We start from the raw sequence: 18,192 nt of genomic DNA on the forward strand, positions 1-18,192 counted from the left end.
CGGTCAACCGGCGCTCAATGTTTCACCGGCTCGTCGTTCAGCGTGCCGAGAAACGCTTCGATATCCTTGATATCCTGCGCCGTCATCGCGGGCGTGTCGCCCGGCTTGCGATCGAACGGTGCATCGGTCACATCGACGTTCGCGCGATACTTCGGCGGGATGTCGTCGTACTGGTCGATCTTGCCGTCCGCGCCGCGCGAATAGAACTTCTGCGGCGAGATGCTGCGCTCGTTGTAGAACGCCATCACCTGGTCGAGCGTGTGGAACACGCCGTTGTGGAAGAACACATGGCGCGTCGTCGAGTTGCGCAGCGTCGGCGTGAGGAACATCCCGCAATACTGCGTCTGGTCCTTCAGGTCGTCACGGAACGGCCCGCACACGCCGAGATCGTAGAACGCCGCGTTGCGGTTCTGCGCAAGCTGCTTGTTGCGCGGCGCGCCGAGCGCCTCGTACTGGTAGTCGGTAAACATCGGCGGCAGCCCGTCCTTGCCGGGCTTCGACAGGTGGCAGCCTGCGCAATTCGCCTTGTCCGGATCGTTGAACAGGCGCAGCCCGCGCAGCTCGGCCTGCGACAGGCGCGCACGGCCTTCGAGCCAGCGGTCGTACTTGCTGTTGTACGGATGGAACGACGGATCCTCGACCTGATACCGCGCGATCGCGAACATCGCCTCCGACACCGCGAGCTGCGGGCTGTCGAACACGCGCACCCCGAACAGCTGCTCGAACTGCGCGCGGTGCGACGACTGCGCGAGCTTGTGCGCGACGTCGTCGATGCTCGCGTTCGCCATCTCGACCGGATTCAGCAGCGGGCCGAACGCCTGCTGCTGCAGCGTATCGGCGCGGCCGTCCCAGAACATCCCGCCCTGCGGCACGAGCTGCGGCGCGGCCGACGTACCGGCCACCTTCTGCGCCTTGACGACGCCGGCCGCCGCCGCGGCCTGCTGCGCGACACTCGGCGCGGCGTCGTTTTCACCGGCATCGGGGCCGATGCTGAAGTTCGGCTGGCGGTACAGATACATCAGCGACGGCGGCGGGCGATACCCGTGCTGCGTCATCGCGAGGCCGCCCGGCTGCACGTCGAGCGCGTTCGGCGGGCCGTACGCATGATCGGGGCTGTGGCACGACGCGCACGACTGCTTGCCCGACGCGGACAGCGACGGATCGACGAACAGCGCCCGCCCGAGCTGCGCGACCGCCGACAGCGGCTGCGCGGCGGGCCGCTGCAGCACGACCGGATGCGGATTCGCGCCCGTCCAGTCGGCGACGACGGTGCCGATCGCCGCGGGCACCCGCGCGGGGAACGCGACCGCGAATGCGCCATAGCCGAGCACGGCCGCGCCGAGCACGAACGCCGCGCGGCGCAGCAGGCGGGAAGGGGAGCGTGGCGCGGGGGTGCCGGAGGCGTCGGGAGACGGGAACGCGGGGCGAGCTGTCATGCTGTCAGTCGGAAATCGGGCGCCGCGCGAAGCGGCGCGTTAAATGGAAACGGCCGGCGCGTGATGCGCCGGCCTGCGGTCAACGGAAGCCGATCAGATCGACGGTGCCGCGCTCAATGCAGTACCGAGCGTCGGGTCGAGGTACAGCGGCGTCGTGTTCGGCTTCGACGTGAAGTCGAACAACCCGCGCAGGTCGCCCGCCGTCGCATCGAACGAGCCGCCGCCGATGCGCTGGCCGCCGAGCCAGTTGTCCTCGATGAAGCGTACGACCGATGCCTGGTCGATCATCGTGTGGTCGACGTAGTTCTGCTTCGCGTACGGCGAGATCACGATCAGCGGAATGCGCACGCCCGGGCCGCAGCGGCCGTTCACGGTGCCGCCATTCACGCCGGTGGTGCCGCCCGTGCCGCACTTGCCGTTGCCGTTGACCTGGTCGACGGCGTCGGACGACGAATGGGTCGGCGCCGCGTACACGTGGTCGTACCAGCCGTCCGAGTCGTCATAGGTGACGATCACGGCCGTGTTCTGCCAGTCCGGCTGCTGCTGCAGGAAGTTGACGACCTTCGTCACGAACGCCTGCTCGTCGAGCGGATCCGAATAGCCCGCGTGCGCATCCTGCGCGGCCGGCGCCTTCAGGAAGCTGACCGACGGGAAGTTGCCGGCCTTCACCGCGGCGAAGAAATCGTCGCTGTCGTACTGGTGGTTCGCGGGTTCCGCCGTCTTGCCGTCGGTCTGGACGCTCGAACCGATCGCCGCGATCGAGCTCGGGCGCGTGTGCTGCGGGTTCGACGTCGACGCGTAGTACTGGAACCAGTTGTGGTGCGGGATGTAGTCGGCCGTCGCCGCGTTCACGGCGGTGGCGACCGTGCTGCGGCTGCAGCCCGTCGTGCCGTTGCCGTTGGTCGTCGACAGGTTGAAGCCGCCCATGAAGCCGCCCCACGTGATCTTCGCGCCGTTCAGCAGATCGCCGATGTTCTTGCCCGTCATCATCGCCTGGTCGGTCGTGCTCGAGCACACGTCGAAGCCGGGGTCGACGTCGTTGATCATCGTGAAGCCGCCCTGGCCGTCGTTGATGTAGTACGAGGTGGCTGCGAGCGTCGAGGGCTGCTTCGACGTCTTGACGATCTGCATCCCGTTGGTCTGCCCCGACACGACGTTCAGCGCGCCCGGTGTCGACGGGCCGTAGACCGTCGTGTATGCGTTGTCGCTCATCGCGAAGCGCTGCGCGTAGTTCCACAGCGCGGTCACGGTGTTGCCGTCGAAGTAGCCCATCACCTGGCCCTTCGTGCCGAACGCGCCGGCGCCGCCGGACGAGCCCTTGCCGGTGTATTTCGGGAACAGGTCGGCGAGGCCGTTGTCCTCGGCCTGCTGCTCGGCCGTGTACGCGTGGTTCTGGTCGGCGGTCGCGGCCTGCGTGCGGTCGAGGCGGAACGGGTTCGCTGCATCGGTGCCGTTGGCCGTGTTCGTGAAGTTCGGGTTCGCGGTGAGCAGCGTGCCCGTCAGGCCGTTGGGCGTCGGCGTGCCGGGCTTCGCGGTGAACGCCGGTTCGCCCGACGGGTTCGTCGCGTTCGGGTAGGTGCCGAAGTAGTGGTCGAACGAGATGTTTTCGCCGTAGATCACGACGACGTGCTTGATCGGCGTGGCGGTCTGCAGCGCATCCTGCGACGACACCGCGGGCGTCGACGTCGGATCGTCGCTGCCGCCGCAGGCGAACAGCGCAAGCGCTGCGGCTGCGCAGGCGGTGACGAGCAAGGCTTGACGGAACATCGGGAAACTCCAGGTAAGGCCTTCGATGGTGGAGAGCGGCCCCGTCGCCGTGTCGGTTCGGCGCGGAGCTCGCGAGAGAGCACGCGCATTGGAACAGTCGCGTATGAAGATATGGGGACGGAGCGGTTTCGCGACGGTTGCGCTGCGGTATCGATTCCATTACGGCGCAACGCGGTGCGAAAGAGAACGGAAAGGGGCAGACCGCGCGCAACCACGAAGACACATTTCGCGGCGCGCGGGGCCGTTGCCGTGAATGCCGCGCGAGGCGGGCGAGAGGGTGCCGCCGGCCGGTTCGCGCGTAATGCCGTGGTTACCGCGTTTTTGACAATCGTGTGACGTATTCATACGATGAACGCCCTGAGGCGACGATTTCATGTTGCCGACCGTTACCGAGAATTCAGCATGCCGATCCCCGTTCTGTTTGCTGTCCTGTGTGCGGCGTTCCTGCATGCGTCATGGAATGCACTCGTGCGCAGCAGCGGCGACCGGCTGCGGTCGGCCACGGTGCTGCAAATCGCGATCGGGCTGTTCGCGCTGCTGTTCCTGCCTGCCGCCGCGCCGATCACGCCCATGGGCTGGCTCTGTGTCGTCGCATCGGCCGTGATCCATGTGGTCTATACGTTGCTGCTGGTGCGCGCCTACGAGCACGGCGACCTGACCGTCGCATACCCGGTTGCGCGCGGCACCGCGCCACTGCTCGTCACGCTCGGCGCGGCGGCGTTCGCGGGCGAGCACCTGAACGCCGGCGCGCAGGGCGGGCTCGTGCTGATCTGCGCGGGCATCATGGCGATCGGGCTGGAGGGCGGGCGTGGCGCGAAGCACCGGATGACGCAGGTGCTGCCGACCGCGTTCGCGACCGGCGTGTCGATCGCGGCCTATAGCGTGGTCGACGGGATCGGCGTGCGGGAAAGCGGCAGCACGGTCGGCTATACCGCGTGGATGTTCGTGTTGACGGGCATGATGATGGCCGCGTACTACCGGCTGCGCGCGGGGCCGCTGCGGCTGACGCAGGATGTCGGCGAAACGGCGAAGGCTGCGTGCGGCGGCGTATTCGCGGCGCTCGCGTACGGCATCGTGATCTGGGCGATGGAACGCGCGCCGATGGGGCCGGTGTCGGCGCTGCGTGAAACGAGCGTGGTGTTCGCGGCGCTGATCGCACGCGTGTATCTCGGCGAGCGGCTGACGCCGCGCCGTGCTGCGGGATGTGCGGTGATTGCGGCGGGGGCGCTGCTGATCAGTGCGTTCGAGGCGGTGCGGTGAAGGCGGCTGCCGGGCTCGTCGGGTGCCTGGCGCGCCCGAATCAGCTTTCCACCGGCATCGCGCTCGTGCACTTGATCTCGTCGAGGCACACGCTCGAATGCACGCCGCTCACGCCGGGAATCCGCATCAGCGTTTCGAGCAGGAACTGCGACAGCCCCTTCAGGTCGTGCGCGACGACCTTCAGCACATAGTCGATGTCGCCCGTGACCGAGAAACACTCCTGGATCTGCGCGAGATCGGACACCAGTTTCTGGAACTTCGACAGGTCGCGGATATGCCCGCGCTCCATCGTCACATGCACGAACGCGGTGACGCCGAAGCCGAGCGTGTCGGGGCAGAGCCGGGTTTCGTAGCGGCGGATCGCGCCGATCTCTTCCAGCCGCCGGTGGCGCCGCAACGTCTGCGCGGGTGACAGGCCGACGGCCTTCGCCAGATCGAGGTTCGACGCACGGCCGTTCTCCTGCAGGATCGAAAGCAAGTGGCGATCGATGCGGTCGAGAACCGGTTCAGGCATTTTTATTTCCTCATTTGTCTCCTGGATGCAATCTTATCTCATAATGTAGGGTTTGCATGAACGGGTTACGAAACCCGATTTCGCCGTCGCGACGCTAAACTGACGCCGGATTTTCGTGTGTGGCCGCAGCAATGCGGCGTGGGCGACAAGTCGGCGGCCGGTCTGGCGGGCACGCCGACGCGAATCGGGCGCCGCCACGCGAAGATTGCAGTCCCCAACCCGGCGGCTCCACGAACGCCGCCGGCACAGCGAAAACAGCGCCCGGCACACCGAGGCGCGCCGCACCGCTTCAGGCGGAGGCGGACAGAGTGGAGAAGACATGGTTTCTGGAAACGAGAGCGACGGCCTGAAGCGCGGGCTGAAGAACCGGCACATCCAGCTGATTGCGCTCGGCGGCGCGCTGGGCACGGGGCTGTTCCTCGGCATCGCGCAGACGATCAAGATGGCCGGCCCGTCCGTGCTGCTCGGCTATGCGGTGGCCGGCATCGTTGCGTTCTTCATCATGCGCCAGCTCGGCGAGATGGTCGTCGACGAGCCCGTCGCAGGTTCGTTCAGCTACTTCGCCAACAAGTATTTCGGCCACTTCACGGGCTTCCTGTCGGGCTGGAACTACTGGGTGCTGTACATCCTCGTCAGCATGGCCGAACTGTCGGCCGTCGGGATCTACGTGCAGTACTGGTGGCCGGGCGTGCCGACCTGGGTGTCGGCGCTCGTGTTCTTCGTCGTCATCAACCTGATCAACCTGACCAGCGTGAAGTCGTACGGCGAGACGGAATTCTGGTTCTCGATCATCAAGGTCGCGGCGATCGTCGGGATGATCGGCTTCGGCGGCTGGCTGCTCGCCAGCGGCAGTGCCGGGCCGGAGGCCAGCGTCAGGAACCTGTGGCAGCACGGTGGCTTCTTCCCGAACGGCGTGTCGGGCCTCGTGATGTCGATGGCCGCGATCATGTTCTCGTTCGGCGGGCTCGAACTCGTCGGCATCACGGCGGCCGAGGCCGACGATCCGAAGCACAGCATCCCGCGCGCGACCAACCAGGTCATCTACCGCATCCTGATTTTCTACATCGGCGCGCTCGCCGTGCTGCTGTCGCTGTATCCGTGGGAGAAGGTCGTCAGCGGCGGCAGCCCGTTCGTGCTGATCTTCCACGCGCTGAGCAGCAACCTGGTCGCGAACGTGCTGAACGTCGTCGTGCTGACCGCCGCGCTGTCGGTCTACAACAGCGGCGTGTACTGCAACAGCCGGATGCTGTTCGGCCTCGCGCAGCAGGGCAATGCGCCGAAGGTGCTGTGCTCGGTGAACAAGCGCGGCATTCCGCTCGCTGCGCTCGGCGCGTCGGCGCTCGCCACCGGCGCGTGCGTGCTGGTCAACTACTTCATGCCGGGCAAGGCGTTCGAGGTGCTGATGGGCCTCGTCGTGTCGGCGCTGATCATCAACTGGGCGATGATCAGCCTGATCCACCTGAAGTTCCGCCAGGCCAAGCGCGCAGCCGGGGAGAAGACTTCCTTCCGCAGTCTGGGCTATCCTTTCACGAATTACCTGTGCCTGGCATTCATGGCCGGCATTCTCGTCGTGATGTACCTGACGCCGGATCTCCGCCTGTCGGTGTACCTGATCCCGGTATGGCTCGCGGTGCTCGCGATCGGGTATCGATTCCGTCAGAAGGATGCAGGCTATGCGGTGCGCGACGGCGCGTCCGCAGGCTGACGCAGGCCACCACCGACCATTCTTCCAAACGAGACCGATTCAAGCCATGTTCGAACACATCGACGCGTACCCGGGCGACCCGATCCTGACGCTCAACGAGAACTTCCAGAAAGATCCGCGCGACCGGAAGGTCAACCTGAGCATCGGCATCTACTTCGATGCCGAGGGCCGGATTCCGGTGATGGGCGCCGTGCGCGAAGCCGAAACCGCGCTGCAGCGCGAGAGCGGCCCTAAGCCGTACCTGCCGATGGTCGGCCTGGCCGCGTATCGCGACGCCGTGCAGGCGCTCGTGTTCGGTGCCGATCACCCGGCCCGCGCCGCCGGCCGCATCGCGACCCTGCAGACGCTCGGCGGCTCGGGCGCGCTGAAGGTGGGTGCCGATTTCCTGAAGCGCTACTTCCCGGACGCGCAGGTATGGCTCAGCGATCCGAGCTGGGAAAACCACCGCTTCATCTTCGAGCGCGCCGGCTTCACGGTGAACACGTATCCGTACTACGACGAGGCGACGGGCGGCCTGAAGTTCGACGCGATGCTCGCGGCGATCGACGCGCTGCCGGCGCGCAGCATCGTGCTGCTGCACGCGTGCTGCCATAACCCGACCGGCGTCGACCTCGACGAAGGCCAGTGGGAAAAGCTGATCGACGTGATCGAGGCGCGCGGCCTGCTGCCGTTCGTCGACATGGCATACCAGGGCTTCGGCGCGGGCCTCGATGCGGATGCGTTCGCGGTGCGCGAGCTGGCCCGCCGCGGCGTGCCGGCGCTGGTCGCGAACTCGTTCTCGAAGAACTTCTCGCTGTACGGCGAGCGCGTGGGCGGCCTGAGCGTCGTCTGCGAGGATGCGGCCGCGGCCGAGCGCGTGCTCGGCCAGTTGGCCGGCGCCGTGCGCTCGAACTACAGCAACCCGCAAACCTACGGCGCGAAGGTCGTCGCGGCCGTGCTCGGCACGCCGGCGCTGCGCAAGCAGTGGGAAGAAGAGTTGTCCGCGATGTGCCGCCGCATCGCGCGGATGCGCCAGTCGATCCACGACGGCCTGCGCGACCACGTCAGCGGCGAAGCGCTCACGCGCTACGTGAAGCAGCGCGGGATGTTCACGTACACGGGCCTGACCGAATCGCAGGTCGACGCGCTGCGCGAAGTGCACGGCGTGTACATCCTGCGTTCCGGCCGGATGTGCGTGGCGGGCCTGAACGACTCGAACGTCGGGATCGTTGCCGACGCAATCGGCAAGGTGCTGAAGAGCGGCGTCTGATCGTTGCGCGCCGGGCGCGCAACGCTGTCGGCCGAACCGGCTGTCTCCCGTCGCGGAGGCAGCCGGTTTTTTGTTGCGCGGCCGCGATGCGTGCTGCCAGGCTGACGCGTGGCCAGGCGCGGCGGTACGATCACGGAATCGGACACAGGGCAGAGGAGCGACATGGGCATCCGGATCATCCAGCTCGGCACGCCGCGCGCGGCCGGCGAGGGCCTGCGGATCGGGACGGTGCGGCGGCCGCCGCGCGGCGTTCCGAAGGCGGAATTCGCGTCGCGCAACTACTATGATGTATGGTTGCCGACGCTGTCGCCGAGCCCCGAGCTCGTCGCGCAGGCGCAGGCGGCCGAAACGGACGCCGAATGGAACGCGTTCAAGCGCCACTTCCGCGCGGAGATGGCGCATGGCGATCCGGCAAAGGTGCTGGACCTGCTGGCGGCGCTATCGGCGACCACCGCGTTCTCGATTGGCTGTTACTGCGACGACGAGCGCCATTGCCACCGCAGCGTGCTGCGCGAGCTGCTCGCGGAGCGCGGCGCGGCGATCGAGCCCGATGCGGGCTGAAGCGGGCTGAATCGGACTGACGCGGCGGCACGATACCGCACTGCGATCGTGCGGTGCAGCGAACCGGTTGACGTGGGTCAAGCGGGCGGCCGCGCGCGCCACTATGCTCTCGTCATGGAGTCATCACGACAATGACAGGCGGACAGATGCAGATTACCTTCCCGCCCGAGCCGGCCGAATATTGCGCGCGCGACCTGGTCGTCGCGTTTTCGGCGCTGGTCGACGGACGTTGCGTGCAGTGCGCGGTCACGGCCGAGGCACTGGAAGATCATTTCGGCGCGCCGTCGCTGCTCGAACGCGACCTGCTGGCCGCGTTCGACGCGCACCGGCCGGCGATCGAAGCGATGGCACGACGGATGCTCGAGGAAATCGGCGGCCGGCCGGTGCTGCTGCACAGCGGCCACTTCCGGCTCGGCGATTGACACCGCAGGAGGGGATATGACTCTGCAGGGCAACATTCACGAACGCGACTGGTCGGTCGAAGTCGAGACGCGCCCGTGCGAATCGGGGGAATTCCGCTGCCGCGTGTCGGTCGAGCACGGCAGCGGCGCCGGGCGCTTTCATCATACGTTCGAGCACAGCCATGCGTATCCGACCGAGCGCGAGGCGATGATCGAAGGGCTGCGGGCCGGAATGACGTGGATCGAGATGAAGACGTCGCAGGTATTCAACGTATGAACGGTGCCGCGCCGACAGAGGTGCGGACAGACTTATCGGCAGGCCAGCGATCGAAGAATCCGCGCCACGCCACGGGAAATACGCACCGCCGCCTTTCGGCGCGGGCGGTGCATGCAAGGCGGTCGACGAGCGGGCGGCCCCGTCAGGAGAAACGACATGGGCGTGGGCATGCAGATCGCCTGCCTCGGATTCACGGGTTCGGCCGCGATCGAAGCCGAAGCCGGCGCGCAACTGGTGCGGCTCGAACGGTTTCGCGCGCTGATCGACGGCTGTCATCTCGCAATCGAATCGCGCGTGGCGGCCGACGGCGCGCGCACATACGACGTGCGGCTCGACCTGGTGTTTCATGACGAGGCGCTCAGGCCGCTGCCGCCGTGCAGCGGCGATGACGTGGACGATGCGCTGCACCGCGCGTTCGCCCAGGCCGAACAGGCGCTGATCGCGTGGCAGGCGGGCGGCGGCAGGGTGATGCTGCGCGACGCGGCGACCACCGATGGCACGGCTCGGTGACGCACGGCGCGCGATGCCGCGCGGACGATGCCGGCGCGTACGTCCGACCCGAGTCAGACCCGCGCGAGCGCTTGCGCGTCGATGATGCGCACGCGCTTGCCGCGTGTTTCGACCAGTGCTTCGCGATGGAAGCGCGAGAACATCCGGCTGACCGTTTCCAGCTTCATCCCGAGATAACAACCGATTTCCTCGCGCGTCATCCGCAGGTTGAATTCGGTCGCCGAATAGCCGCGCGCCTCGAAGCGCGACGACAGGTTCAGCAGGAAATGCGCGACGCGCTGTTCGGCCGACATCGTGCCGAGCAGCAGCATCTGGCTCGATTTCCGCACGATCTCGCTGCTCAGCATCTGATAGAGGAAGTGCTGCATCGGCTTGATCTCGCGGCACGCCGCTTCGAGCGCACCGAACGGAATGACGCACACGACGCTGTCTTCGAGCGCGATCGCGTCGCAGCAGTGCTGGCCGCTGCCGATGCCGTCCATCCCGAGCGTGTCGCCGGCGATCTGGAAGCCGGTCACGTGTTCGCGGCCGTCGCGATGCATCATCACCGTCTTGACCGAACCCGCGCGCACTGCATAGATGCTCTGGAACGGATCGTCGGTGCGGAACAGCGCGTCGCCCTGGCGAACCTGCCGGGTCGTGCAGATGATCGCGTCGAGCCGGCCGTATTCGGCGGCCGTCAGTTGCGGCGGCAGGCACACCGAGCGCATCGCGCAGGCCGAGCAGCGTGCGGCGGGATGTTTGGCGGCGTCGGCGCGCGTGACCGCACGAAGCGGAGTCGTCGGCCGGGGCGCGACGGGGACGTCGGCGGGGCAGGCGGTGGCTGTGGACATGAGTCGCTCCGGCACGTCAGGGGCGGTGCACGCGAGCGTGCACCAGGGATTCGATGACACGGCACGCGGCGTCGAATTCGACGGTCTTGTCGAAGAAGTAGTCGGCTCCGGCCGTCGCGCATGCCTCTCTGAATGCCGGCGCCGAATGATTCGTCAGCACGATCGTGACGATGCGCGGCGCGGCCTTCGACAGCATCCCGATCAGGTCGAGGCCGCTGCCGTCCGCGAGCCGCAGGTCGACGATCACGACATCCGCCCGGCTGCCGCGGATCTGCGTCCACGCGTGCTGGCCGTCTTCCGCTTCGCCCACGACGGCGACGCCGCGAATCGCGCCGACGAGCAGCGCGATCCGCTGCCGGACGGCGACGGCGTGATCGACGAGAAACACCCTGAGCGTGGCGGGCGACAAGCTGGCATTCATGCCGGCAGTATCGTGTTGCGCCGCCAAAAATGAAATCGGCCGAATTGGAAGTTGGTGTAGGCCGCTTCGACGCGTTGTAGGGCGTTTCCTACAACGCGTACGGGAAAGTGTCGGAGCGCTCCGGATGTTGCAACGCCGCACCGGCGCCGCGCGCGCGGCCGGTGGGCTTCGCTGCCGGGTCAGCCGGCCCGGCGCGCGTCCAGCGCATCGCGTGCGGTGCGGCACGCGGCGAGATCCCACGCGGCGCAGCCGACGCTCTTGAACAGCAGCGGTCCGCCGACGGCGAATGCGCCGCCCAGCACGTCGGCGAGCGACGCGACCTGCTGCCAGTCGACCTGCGCGACGATCAGGTCGCCGGCCTCGTGGCGCGCGCCGGCCGGATCGTCGACGACGAGCCGGCTGCCGCGCACCGTGTTCGCATCGATCTCGGCCGCATCCGCGGTGAACGCGCCGACGCCGACCACGAGCCGGCCTTCGCGCGCGGCTTCACGGTAGACGGGCGTGCGGCTCGTCGTCAGCGTGACGACGACGTCGATCGCATCGGGAATCGCGTCGCCGTCGAGCGGTGCGAGCCGCGGCGCCTGCGCGCGGTGCGCGGCGCAGAAGGCGGCCGCGCTGTCGGCGCTGGTGCCGCGCACGTGAAGGCGCGCATCGGGAAAGATCGCCGCGAGCGCTTCCGCGTGATTGGCCGCCTGCTTGCCGGTGCCGATCAGCAGGATGTCGCGCGGCGCGGCGCCATGCAGCGCGTCGATGCCGAGCGCGGTGACGGCCGCCGTGCGGCGGCCGGTGACCGTCGGGCCGTCGAGCGCGAAGCGCATCTCGCCGGTGGTCGCGTCGTACGCGGTCACCTGGCCGAGGATCGTCGGCAGCCCGCGCGCGCCGTTGCCGGGGCATACGTTCACGAGCTTGTGGGTGGCAAGGTCGCGCGCGCTCGACGGCATCGACAGCATCACGCCGCCGGCCTGCAGCGGCACGACCAGGCGTTCGGGGCTGACGATCTCGCCCGCCGCGTACTCGGCGACGGCCTGCCTGAGCGTGGCGAGCAGCGCCGGGTAGTCGAGTAGCGCGGCCGTATCGGCCGCATCGAAAACGGGAATCCGGGAAAGGGCGGTCATCGTGTACGTCGCAGGCGTCGGTGAACGTGGACGACGGGCGCATGACGCGCCCGCCAAGGGGGCTGCCGGATACCGTGACACGGTGGCAGTGTGGATCGAATCTATACCACTTTCCATCGCACCGGCAACCCGGAAAATAAACCGAAGCGCCGGTTTTGGTTCTAATATCTGTCCAAAAGGGTCGCCGTGGTCTCGATGCCGGCGCCGCTCCGGTATAGTGCGAACCCATTCCAAGTCCACGCCCGCGACCGGGCAGGAGCCATACGATGATGTCCGCGCGTCCCGAATCACTCGAAGGCGGTTTCAGGCCGCTGCAGATCTACGAGCAGGTCGCCGAGAAGATCCGCGACGAGATTCGCGCGGGGCGCTACGCGGCCGATTCGCGGCTGCCGTCCGAGCGCGAGCTCGCGGTGCTGTTCCAGGTCGGCCGGCCGGCCGTGCGCGAGGCGCTCGGCGCGCTGCAGAACGAAGGGCTGGTGTTCACGAAGCGCAATTCGGGCACCTACGTCGTCGCGGCGCCGCTCGACGTGCTCGCGGAACGCGGCGACACGCGTGCGGCGTCCGAGGCCGACTTCAGCCCGACGTCGACGCTCGACGTGCGGCTGATCCTGGAACCCGCGATCGCGCGCCTCGCTGCCTCGCACGGCCGCGCCGACCCGGGCGCCGAGCGCTATCTCGCGCAGATGGAAACCATCACCGACGTCGACGATCCGCATCAGCGCGCGCTGTGGAACGAGAGCGACCGGCTGTTCCACCGGCAACTCGCGCTGATGACCGGCGACCCGCTGATCGTGAAGATCGCGGACGAGGTCGCGAAGACGATGGACCAGCCGCTATGGAAGCGGCTGAAGGACGACGGCATCTACGACGCGGGCCGGATCCGGCTCTACGTGTCCGAACACCGGCTGATCTACGAGGCGATCGTGTCCGGCGATGCCGATGCGGCTGCGTTCTATGTCGAGCAGCATATCCGCCGCGTGCGGCGCGACATCGCGCCGAAGTGACGTGCACGGCTTCGTTCTGGTCTGAAATATGACCAGAATAGCGAAAATTATTTTGAAATTGCTTGCGATGTGACCACGCGTGTCCTACATTGGTTTCACACAAAACCAATCAGGAGACATCATGCGATACCTCGTTACCGCGCTCTCGGTGGCCGTTGCCGCCGGCGCGCTGACTTCCGCGCACGCGCAGGAAGTCGTGATGATCGGCCATTCGGCGCCGCTGACGGGTCCGCAGGCCGCGAACGGCAAGGACAATGAAAACGGCGCGCGCCTTGCCGTCGACGAACTCAACAAGGCCGGCGTGAAGGTGGCCGGCAAGACCGTCACGTTCAAGCTGATTTCAGACGACGACCAGGCCGACCCGAAGGCCGGCGTGCAGGTCGCGCAGAACCTCGTCGACAAGGGTGTCGTCGCGGTGCTCGGGCCGTACAACTCGGGCGTCGCGATCCCGGCATCGCGCGTGTATTCGAATGCAGGCGTGCCGATCCTGCCGGTTGCGTCGAATCCGGCGCTCACGAAGCAGGGCTTCAAGAACATCTTCCGGATCGGCGCGAGCGACGAGCAGCTCGGCGGCACGATGGCCACGTTCGCCGCGAAGACGCTGAACGCGAAAACCGCGGCCGTCGTCGACGATCGCACCGCGTACGGGCAGGGCGTCGCCGAGCAGTTCATGAACATCGCGAAGGCGAACGGGATCAAGATCGTCGACCAGGAATACACGAGTTCGTCGGCCACCGATTTCCTCGGCATTCTCACCAAGATCAAGGCGGGCAACCCGGACGTGATCTTCTTCGGCGGTTATGCGGCGCAGGGCGCGCCGATGGCCAAGCAGATGAAGCAGCGCGGGCTGCGCGCGAAGCTGCTCGGCGGCGACGGCATCTGCTCGGCCGACATGGGCAAGGTGGCGGGCGATGCGGCATCGATCGTCTACTGCGCGCAGGGCGGCGTCGCGCTCGAGAAGACGCCGGCCGGGCGCGAATTCCTGAAGAAGTACCACGACGCCTATCACACGGACACGCAGGTCTACGGCGTCAACTACTACGACGGCGTGAAGCTGCTCGCCGACGCGATGGTCAAGGCCGGCACGACCACCGACAAGGCGAAGCTGATCGCGCAGCTCGCGAAGTCAAACTATGCGGGCGTCGCGGGCACCTATTCGTTCGACGCGAACGGCGACCTGAAGGGCGCGCCGACGTCCGTCTACGTGATCCGCAACGGCCTGCCCGAGCCGTACGCGAAGTAACGGCCAAGCCCGCCATCGGACGGCGGCCCGGCCGCCGTCCTTCGTTTCAACGCATTCGACCGAACATGAAAATTTCCCGATCCCTTTCCACCGTCGAAGTCCATACGGGCGGCGAAGCGTTCCGCATCGTCACGAGCGGGCTGCCGCGCCTGCCTGGCGACACGATCGTCCAGCGCCGCGCATGGCTCAAGGAGAACGCCGACGAGATCCGCCGCGCGCTGATGTTCGAACCGCGCGGCCACGCCGACATGTACGGCGGCTACCTGACCGAGCCCGTGTCGCCGAACGCCGATTTCGGGGTGATCTTCGTGCACAACGAAGGCTACAGCGACCATTGCGGGCACGGCGTGATCGCGCTGTCGACCGCCGCGGTCGAACTCGGCTGGGTGCAGCGCACGATGCCGGAAACGCGGGTCGGCATCGACGCGCCGTGCGGTTTCATCGAGGCCTTCGTCAGGTGGGACGGCGAGCATGCGGGGCCCGTGCGCTTCGTCAACGTGCCGTCGTTCATCTGGCGGCGCGACGTGTCGGTCGATACGCCGTCGTTCGGCACCGTGACCGGCGACATCGCGTATGGCGGCGCGTTCTATTTCTACGTCGACGGCGCGCCGTTCGACCTGCCGGTGCGCGAAGCGGCGGTGGAAAAGCTGATCCGCTTCGGTGCGGAAGTGAAGGCCGCCGCGAACGCGAAGTACCCGGTCATGCATCCGGAGATTCCGGAAATCAACCATATCTACGGCACGATCATCGCGAACGCGCCGCGCCATCCGGGCTCGACGCAGGCGAACTGCTGCGTGTTCGCGGATCGCGAGGTCGACCGCTCGCCGACCGGCTCCGGCACCGGCGGGCGCGTCGCGCAGCTGTACCAGCGCGGGCTGCTCGCGGCCGGCGACACGCTCGTCAACGAATCGATCGTCGGCACGATCTTCAAGGGGCGCGTGCTGCGCGAGACGACGGTCGGCGACATCCCGGCCGTGATCCCGGAAGTGGAAGGCAGCGCGCATATCTGCGGTTTCGCGAACTGGATCGTCGACGAGCGCGATCCGCTGACCTACGGTTTTCTCGTGCGCTGAGTAGCAGCGCCGATCGGCCGCCGTCGCGCGGCCACCCGGTTGTCGTACCAGGCCTGGCGCGTCGTTCCCGTTGCGGGGGCACGCGCCTTTTTTGCGTGCGGCCGGTCGCGAAGCCGTGCGGTGTGCGCCGGCGCAAGGCCGCCACGGCCGGCGGGCCGCGCGAGTTTTGGTACGATGCACCCTTTTCAGCCGAGCTCCACCCGCGTGAATCGCCGAAACGTGTCGTCAGTGCGTGACTTCTGTGCCAGCTGGGTTGCGCGCGCCCAACCCGTCGCGGCTGCCGCCGTCGCGAGGGTCAAGCCTCTCGCCGCCGCCGCGTGGCAGCATCTCCGTCGTCCCACGCGCCGCGGCGTACTGCTCACGGCGGCCGGCGTGCCGGTGCTGTTCGTGCTGTACGTGATCGCGCTGATCCCGTTCACGCCGGGCATCGGCGACATCCGCAAGGCGCGCGTCGACCAGCCCGCGCAGGTGCTGTCCGCCGACGGCAAGCTACTGGCCGAATTCAAGCCGTCGAACCGCGAGTGGGTGCCGCTCAAGCAGATCTCGCCGCACATGGTCGACGCGCTGATCGCCACCGAGGATCATCGCTTCTACGAGCATCACGGCCTCGACTGGAAACGCACCGCGTCGGCCGCGCTCCATACGTTCTCGGGCAGTCGCCAGGGCGGCTCGACGATCACGCAGCAGCTCGCTCGCAACCTGTATCCGGACGAGATCGGCCGCGCACCGACGCTCACGCGCAAAGTGAAGGAGGCGATCACCGCGCTGAAGATCGAGGCCGTCTACAGCAAGGACCAGATTCTCGAGACCTACCTGAACACGGTGCCGTTCCTGTACAACGCGTACGGCGTCGAGATGGCCGCGCGCACCTATTTCGACAAGTCGGCCGACGAACTCGACGTGCTCGACAGCGCGACGCTCGTCGGAATGCTGAAGGGCAACAGCTACTACAACCCGGTGCTGAACCCCGAGCGTGCGCTGCAGCGGCGCAACACGGTGCTCGGCCAGATGGTGAAGTACGGCAAGCTGTCGACGGCGCAGTTCGCGCAGTTGCAGCGCAGGCCGCTGCGCATCGATTTCGAGCGGCAGAAGGAGCCGCCGGGGCCGGCGCCGCATTTCGCGCAGCAGTTGCGCAAATGGCTGATCGCGTGGGCCGACCGCAACGACTACAACATCTACTCGGACGGATTGATCGTGCGCACGACGATCGATTCGCGGCTGCAGCAGATGGCGACGCAGGCGCTCACGCTGCAGGGCAATCAGTTGCAGGGCATCGCGAACAACGCGTGGAGCGGCCGCGACGGCTGCGGCACCGACAACGAGGTGTTCCGCACCTTCATGCGCGAGTCGCCCGAGTACAAGGCCGCGCAGGACGCCGGCAAGGACGACGCGGCCGCGATGAAGCTGCTCGCGGCCGACCGCGGCTTCATGCGCGCGCTGTGCAAGACGAAGACCGACGTACAGGCCGGCTTCCTCGCGATCGATCCGCGCGACGGGCAGATCCGCGCATGGGTCGGCAGCCGCGACTTTACCAACGAGCCGTTCGACCACGTCGCGCAGGCACGGCGCCAGCCGGGCTCGACGTTCAAGCCGTTCGTCTATGGCGCCGCGTTCGCGGGCGGGATGAAGCCGGAGGACACGTTCATCGACCAGCCGGTCGAGATCCCGCTGAAGGGCGGCGAGATCTGGCGGCCGAACGACGACGTGCCGCCGACGGGCAAGCCGATGACGCTGCGCGACGCGGTCGCGCTGTCGCGCAACCGGATTACCGCGCAGGTGATGGAGAAGGTCGGGCCCACGGCTGTCGCACGGCTCGCGCGCGATATGGGCGTGCGCGAAAGCCCGCTCGAACGCGTGCCGTCGCTGGCGCTCGGCACGAGCCCGGTCACGTTGAAGGAGATGGTCGCGTCGTACGCGACGATCGCGAACGGCGGCCTCTACGTCGAGCCGCAAATGGTGACGCGCATCGAGAACCGCCAGGGCGACGTGCTCGCCGAGTATGCGCCGGCGCCGCCCGAGCGCGCGCTCGACGCCGAAACCGACAAGACGCTGCTCGACGTGATGCGCGATGTCGTGACGCGCGGCACGGGCGGCAGCATCCGCACGCGCTTCGGCATTCGCGGCGATGTAGCCGGCAAGACGGGCACGACGCAGGACAACGCGGACGGCTGGTTCATCCTGATGCAGCCCGGCCTCGTCGCCGGTGCGTGGGTCGGTTTCGACGACGGCCGCGTGACGCTGCGCAGCGATTACTGGGGGCAGGGCGCGCACAGTGCGCTGCCGATCGTCGGCGATTTCTTCCAGCGCGCGCAGCGCGCCCGGATCGTCGACACGAAGGCGAAATTCGATACCGAGCCGTCGCCCGGCTGGTTCGCGTCGCTGCGCGAGCGTGCGACGGATCTGTTCGACACGTGGTTCAGGCCCGAGCCGACGAAGGCGCCCGCGCCGGTCAGGACGCAGCGCATGGAGCCTTCATCGGAGGCCGACGAAGGCGCCGCATCGGCCGCGTCGGCGGCATCGGCGCCCGAAGCGGCGTCCGGCGGCATCGTCGAGGAATGGATACCGGCGTCCGAAGTGGCCGCATCGGCCGCCGCATTGTCGCCAGGCGCATCGCAACCGCAGACAGCGCAGCCCCCGGCAGTGGGCGCAAGTACGACGAGCGACGGCAGTGCGGGCATCGGTGCTGCGCCGGCCGCCACGCCGGCCCAGCCACCCGCGCCGGTCGCTCCCGACGCGACGGGCGCCTCGCAGTAACGAAGCCGTTCAGATTTCGCGCGATGCTGCCGTAATCATGTTGTCACGACAGTTCGCGCGGTCGTTCCG

Annotated in this window: 17 protein-coding genes; 11 read left to right on the forward strand and 6 right to left on the reverse strand. The window is 67.6% G+C overall.

The annotated features are described in order from the left end of the window. Window positions 1–14: 14 nt before the first annotated feature. Window positions 15–1,436: a cytochrome-c peroxidase gene (locus ACNQQL_RS02575; protein ID WP_347063092.1), complete on the reverse strand. Its 1,422-nt coding sequence runs from the start codon at window positions 1,434–1,436 to the stop codon at window positions 15–17. A 93-nt stretch (window positions 1,437–1,529) separates the two neighbouring features. Further along, window positions 1,530–3,203, reverse strand: coding sequence for an alkaline phosphatase family protein (locus ACNQQL_RS02580; RefSeq protein WP_347063093.1), 1,674 nt, complete (start codon window positions 3,201–3,203; stop codon window positions 1,530–1,532). Between the two features lie 402 nt (window positions 3,204–3,605). Here ACNQQL_RS02580 and ACNQQL_RS02585 point away from each other — a divergent pair, with 402 nt between their 5' ends. Further along, the gene (locus ACNQQL_RS02585) at window positions 3,606–4,463 is read left to right on the forward strand and encodes an EamA family transporter (RefSeq protein WP_347063094.1); all 858 of its coding nucleotides are present in this window, start codon (window positions 3,606–3,608) and stop codon (window positions 4,461–4,463) included. A gap of 40 nt (window positions 4,464–4,503) precedes the next feature. Here ACNQQL_RS02585 and ACNQQL_RS02590 read toward each other — a convergent pair whose 3' ends face one another. Further along, complete coding sequence (locus ACNQQL_RS02590) at window positions 4,504–4,977, reverse strand: Lrp/AsnC family transcriptional regulator (protein ID WP_065502096.1); 474 nt, start codon at window positions 4,975–4,977, stop codon at window positions 4,504–4,506. Window positions 4,978–5,296: 319 nt separating this feature from the next. Here ACNQQL_RS02590 and ACNQQL_RS02595 point away from each other — a divergent pair, with 319 nt between their 5' ends. From ACNQQL_RS02595 to ACNQQL_RS02620, 6 genes are all read left to right on the forward strand, one after another. After that, window positions 5,297–6,682, forward strand: coding sequence for an amino acid permease (locus tag ACNQQL_RS02595; protein WP_347063095.1), 1,386 nt, complete (start codon window positions 5,297–5,299; stop codon window positions 6,680–6,682). A 46-nt stretch (window positions 6,683–6,728) separates the two neighbouring features. Next, window positions 6,729–7,931 carry an amino acid aminotransferase gene (locus ACNQQL_RS02600; RefSeq protein WP_347063096.1) on the forward strand — a complete coding sequence of 401 codons (1,203 nt, stop codon included), beginning with the start codon at window positions 6,729–6,731 and terminating at the stop codon, window positions 7,929–7,931. 162 nt (window positions 7,932–8,093) lie between these two features. After that, on the forward strand, window positions 8,094–8,492 hold the full coding sequence (locus tag ACNQQL_RS02605) for a DUF488 domain-containing protein (protein ID WP_072436759.1): 399 nt from the start codon (window positions 8,094–8,096) through the stop codon (window positions 8,490–8,492). 131 nt (window positions 8,493–8,623) lie between these two features. Beyond that, complete coding sequence (locus ACNQQL_RS02610; RefSeq protein ID WP_152857248.1) at window positions 8,624–8,914, forward strand: DUF1488 domain-containing protein; 291 nt, start codon at window positions 8,624–8,626, stop codon at window positions 8,912–8,914. A gap of 16 nt (window positions 8,915–8,930) precedes the next feature. Further along, the gene (locus tag ACNQQL_RS02615; RefSeq protein ID WP_204422882.1) at window positions 8,931–9,170 is read left to right on the forward strand and encodes a UDP-glucose 4-epimerase; all 240 of its coding nucleotides are present in this window, start codon (window positions 8,931–8,933) and stop codon (window positions 9,168–9,170) included. Window positions 9,171–9,326: 156 nt separating this feature from the next. After that, on the forward strand, window positions 9,327–9,680 hold the full coding sequence (locus tag ACNQQL_RS02620) for a metal ABC transporter ATPase (RefSeq protein WP_347063097.1): 354 nt from the start codon (window positions 9,327–9,329) through the stop codon (window positions 9,678–9,680). Between the two features lie 53 nt (window positions 9,681–9,733). Here the strand turns inward: ACNQQL_RS02620 and ACNQQL_RS02625 are convergent, their stop codons facing one another. From ACNQQL_RS02625 to lhpI, 3 genes are all read right to left on the reverse strand, one after another. Then, window positions 9,734–10,513, reverse strand: a complete 780-nt coding sequence (locus ACNQQL_RS02625) for a helix-turn-helix domain-containing protein (RefSeq protein WP_347063098.1) — start codon at window positions 10,511–10,513, stop codon at window positions 9,734–9,736. Window positions 10,514–10,529: 16 nt separating this feature from the next. Further along, window positions 10,530–10,934, reverse strand: coding sequence for a response regulator (locus ACNQQL_RS02630; RefSeq protein ID WP_072436763.1), 405 nt, complete (start codon window positions 10,932–10,934; stop codon window positions 10,530–10,532). A gap of 179 nt (window positions 10,935–11,113) precedes the next feature. Further along, a complete protein-coding gene (gene lhpI / locus ACNQQL_RS02635; protein ID WP_347063099.1) occupies window positions 11,114–12,049 on the reverse strand; it encodes a bifunctional Delta(1)-pyrroline-2-carboxylate/Delta(1)-piperideine-2-carboxylate reductase in 936 nt (311 codons plus the stop codon). A gap of 266 nt (window positions 12,050–12,315) precedes the next feature. On the opposite strand from lhpI, the gene ACNQQL_RS02640 reads away from it, so the two are divergent. The 4 genes from ACNQQL_RS02640 to ACNQQL_RS02655 all read left to right on the forward strand — a co-directional run bounded on the left by ACNQQL_RS02640 (window position 12,316) and on the right by ACNQQL_RS02655 (window position 18,123). Next, window positions 12,316–13,053, forward strand: a complete 738-nt coding sequence (locus tag ACNQQL_RS02640) for a FadR/GntR family transcriptional regulator (protein WP_347063100.1) — start codon at window positions 12,316–12,318, stop codon at window positions 13,051–13,053. A 121-nt stretch (window positions 13,054–13,174) separates the two neighbouring features. Then, entirely contained in the window at window positions 13,175–14,296 is a 1,122-nt protein-coding gene (locus tag ACNQQL_RS02645; RefSeq protein WP_347063101.1) for a branched-chain amino acid ABC transporter substrate-binding protein, read from the forward strand. Between the two features lie 65 nt (window positions 14,297–14,361). After that, entirely contained in the window at window positions 14,362–15,369 is a 1,008-nt protein-coding gene (lhpH, locus tag ACNQQL_RS02650) for a trans-3-hydroxy-L-proline dehydratase (RefSeq protein WP_347063102.1), read from the forward strand. Between the two features lie 174 nt (window positions 15,370–15,543). Next, window positions 15,544–18,123, forward strand: coding sequence for a penicillin-binding protein 1A (locus ACNQQL_RS02655; RefSeq protein WP_347063103.1), 2,580 nt, complete (start codon window positions 15,544–15,546; stop codon window positions 18,121–18,123). Window positions 18,124–18,192: the final 69 nt, after the last annotated feature.

The sequence above is a fragment of the Burkholderia sp. LFS061 genome (genome assembly GCF_047978125.1).
Classification (GTDB): Bacteria; Pseudomonadota; Gammaproteobacteria; order Burkholderiales; family Burkholderiaceae; genus Burkholderia; species Burkholderia pyrrocinia_C.

Coding starts and splice junctions, on each gene's coding strand:
- ACNQQL_RS02575 (WP_347063092.1), bottom strand. CDS start 1,436: ATGACAGCTCGCCCCGCGTTCCCGTCTCCCGACGCCTCCGGCACCCCC.
- ACNQQL_RS02580 (WP_347063093.1), bottom strand. CDS start 3,203: ATGTTCCGTCAAGCCTTGCTCGTCACCGCCTGCGCAGCCGCAGCGCTT.
- ACNQQL_RS02585 (WP_347063094.1), top strand. CDS start 3,606: ATGCCGATCCCCGTTCTGTTTGCTGTCCTGTGTGCGGCGTTCCTGCAT.
- ACNQQL_RS02590 (WP_065502096.1), bottom strand. CDS start 4,977: ATGCCTGAACCGGTTCTCGACCGCATCGATCGCCACTTGCTTTCGATC.
- ACNQQL_RS02595 (WP_347063095.1), top strand. CDS start 5,297: ATGGTTTCTGGAAACGAGAGCGACGGCCTGAAGCGCGGGCTGAAGAAC.
- ACNQQL_RS02600 (WP_347063096.1), top strand. CDS start 6,729: ATGTTCGAACACATCGACGCGTACCCGGGCGACCCGATCCTGACGCTC.
- ACNQQL_RS02605 (WP_072436759.1), top strand. CDS start 8,094: ATGGGCATCCGGATCATCCAGCTCGGCACGCCGCGCGCGGCCGGCGAG.
- ACNQQL_RS02610 (WP_152857248.1), top strand. CDS start 8,624: ATGACAGGCGGACAGATGCAGATTACCTTCCCGCCCGAGCCGGCCGAA.
- ACNQQL_RS02615 (WP_204422882.1), top strand. CDS start 8,931: ATGACTCTGCAGGGCAACATTCACGAACGCGACTGGTCGGTCGAAGTC.
- ACNQQL_RS02620 (WP_347063097.1), top strand. CDS start 9,327: ATGGGCGTGGGCATGCAGATCGCCTGCCTCGGATTCACGGGTTCGGCC.
- ACNQQL_RS02625 (WP_347063098.1), bottom strand. CDS start 10,513: ATGTCCACAGCCACCGCCTGCCCCGCCGACGTCCCCGTCGCGCCCCGG.
- ACNQQL_RS02630 (WP_072436763.1), bottom strand. CDS start 10,934: ATGAATGCCAGCTTGTCGCCCGCCACGCTCAGGGTGTTTCTCGTCGAT.
- lhpI (WP_347063099.1), bottom strand. CDS start 12,049: ATGACCGCCCTTTCCCGGATTCCCGTTTTCGATGCGGCCGATACGGCC.
- ACNQQL_RS02640 (WP_347063100.1), top strand. CDS start 12,316: ATGATGTCCGCGCGTCCCGAATCACTCGAAGGCGGTTTCAGGCCGCTG.
- ACNQQL_RS02645 (WP_347063101.1), top strand. CDS start 13,175: ATGCGATACCTCGTTACCGCGCTCTCGGTGGCCGTTGCCGCCGGCGCG.
- lhpH (WP_347063102.1), top strand. CDS start 14,362: ATGAAAATTTCCCGATCCCTTTCCACCGTCGAAGTCCATACGGGCGGC.
- ACNQQL_RS02655 (WP_347063103.1), top strand. CDS start 15,544: ATGCACCCTTTTCAGCCGAGCTCCACCCGCGTGAATCGCCGAAACGTG.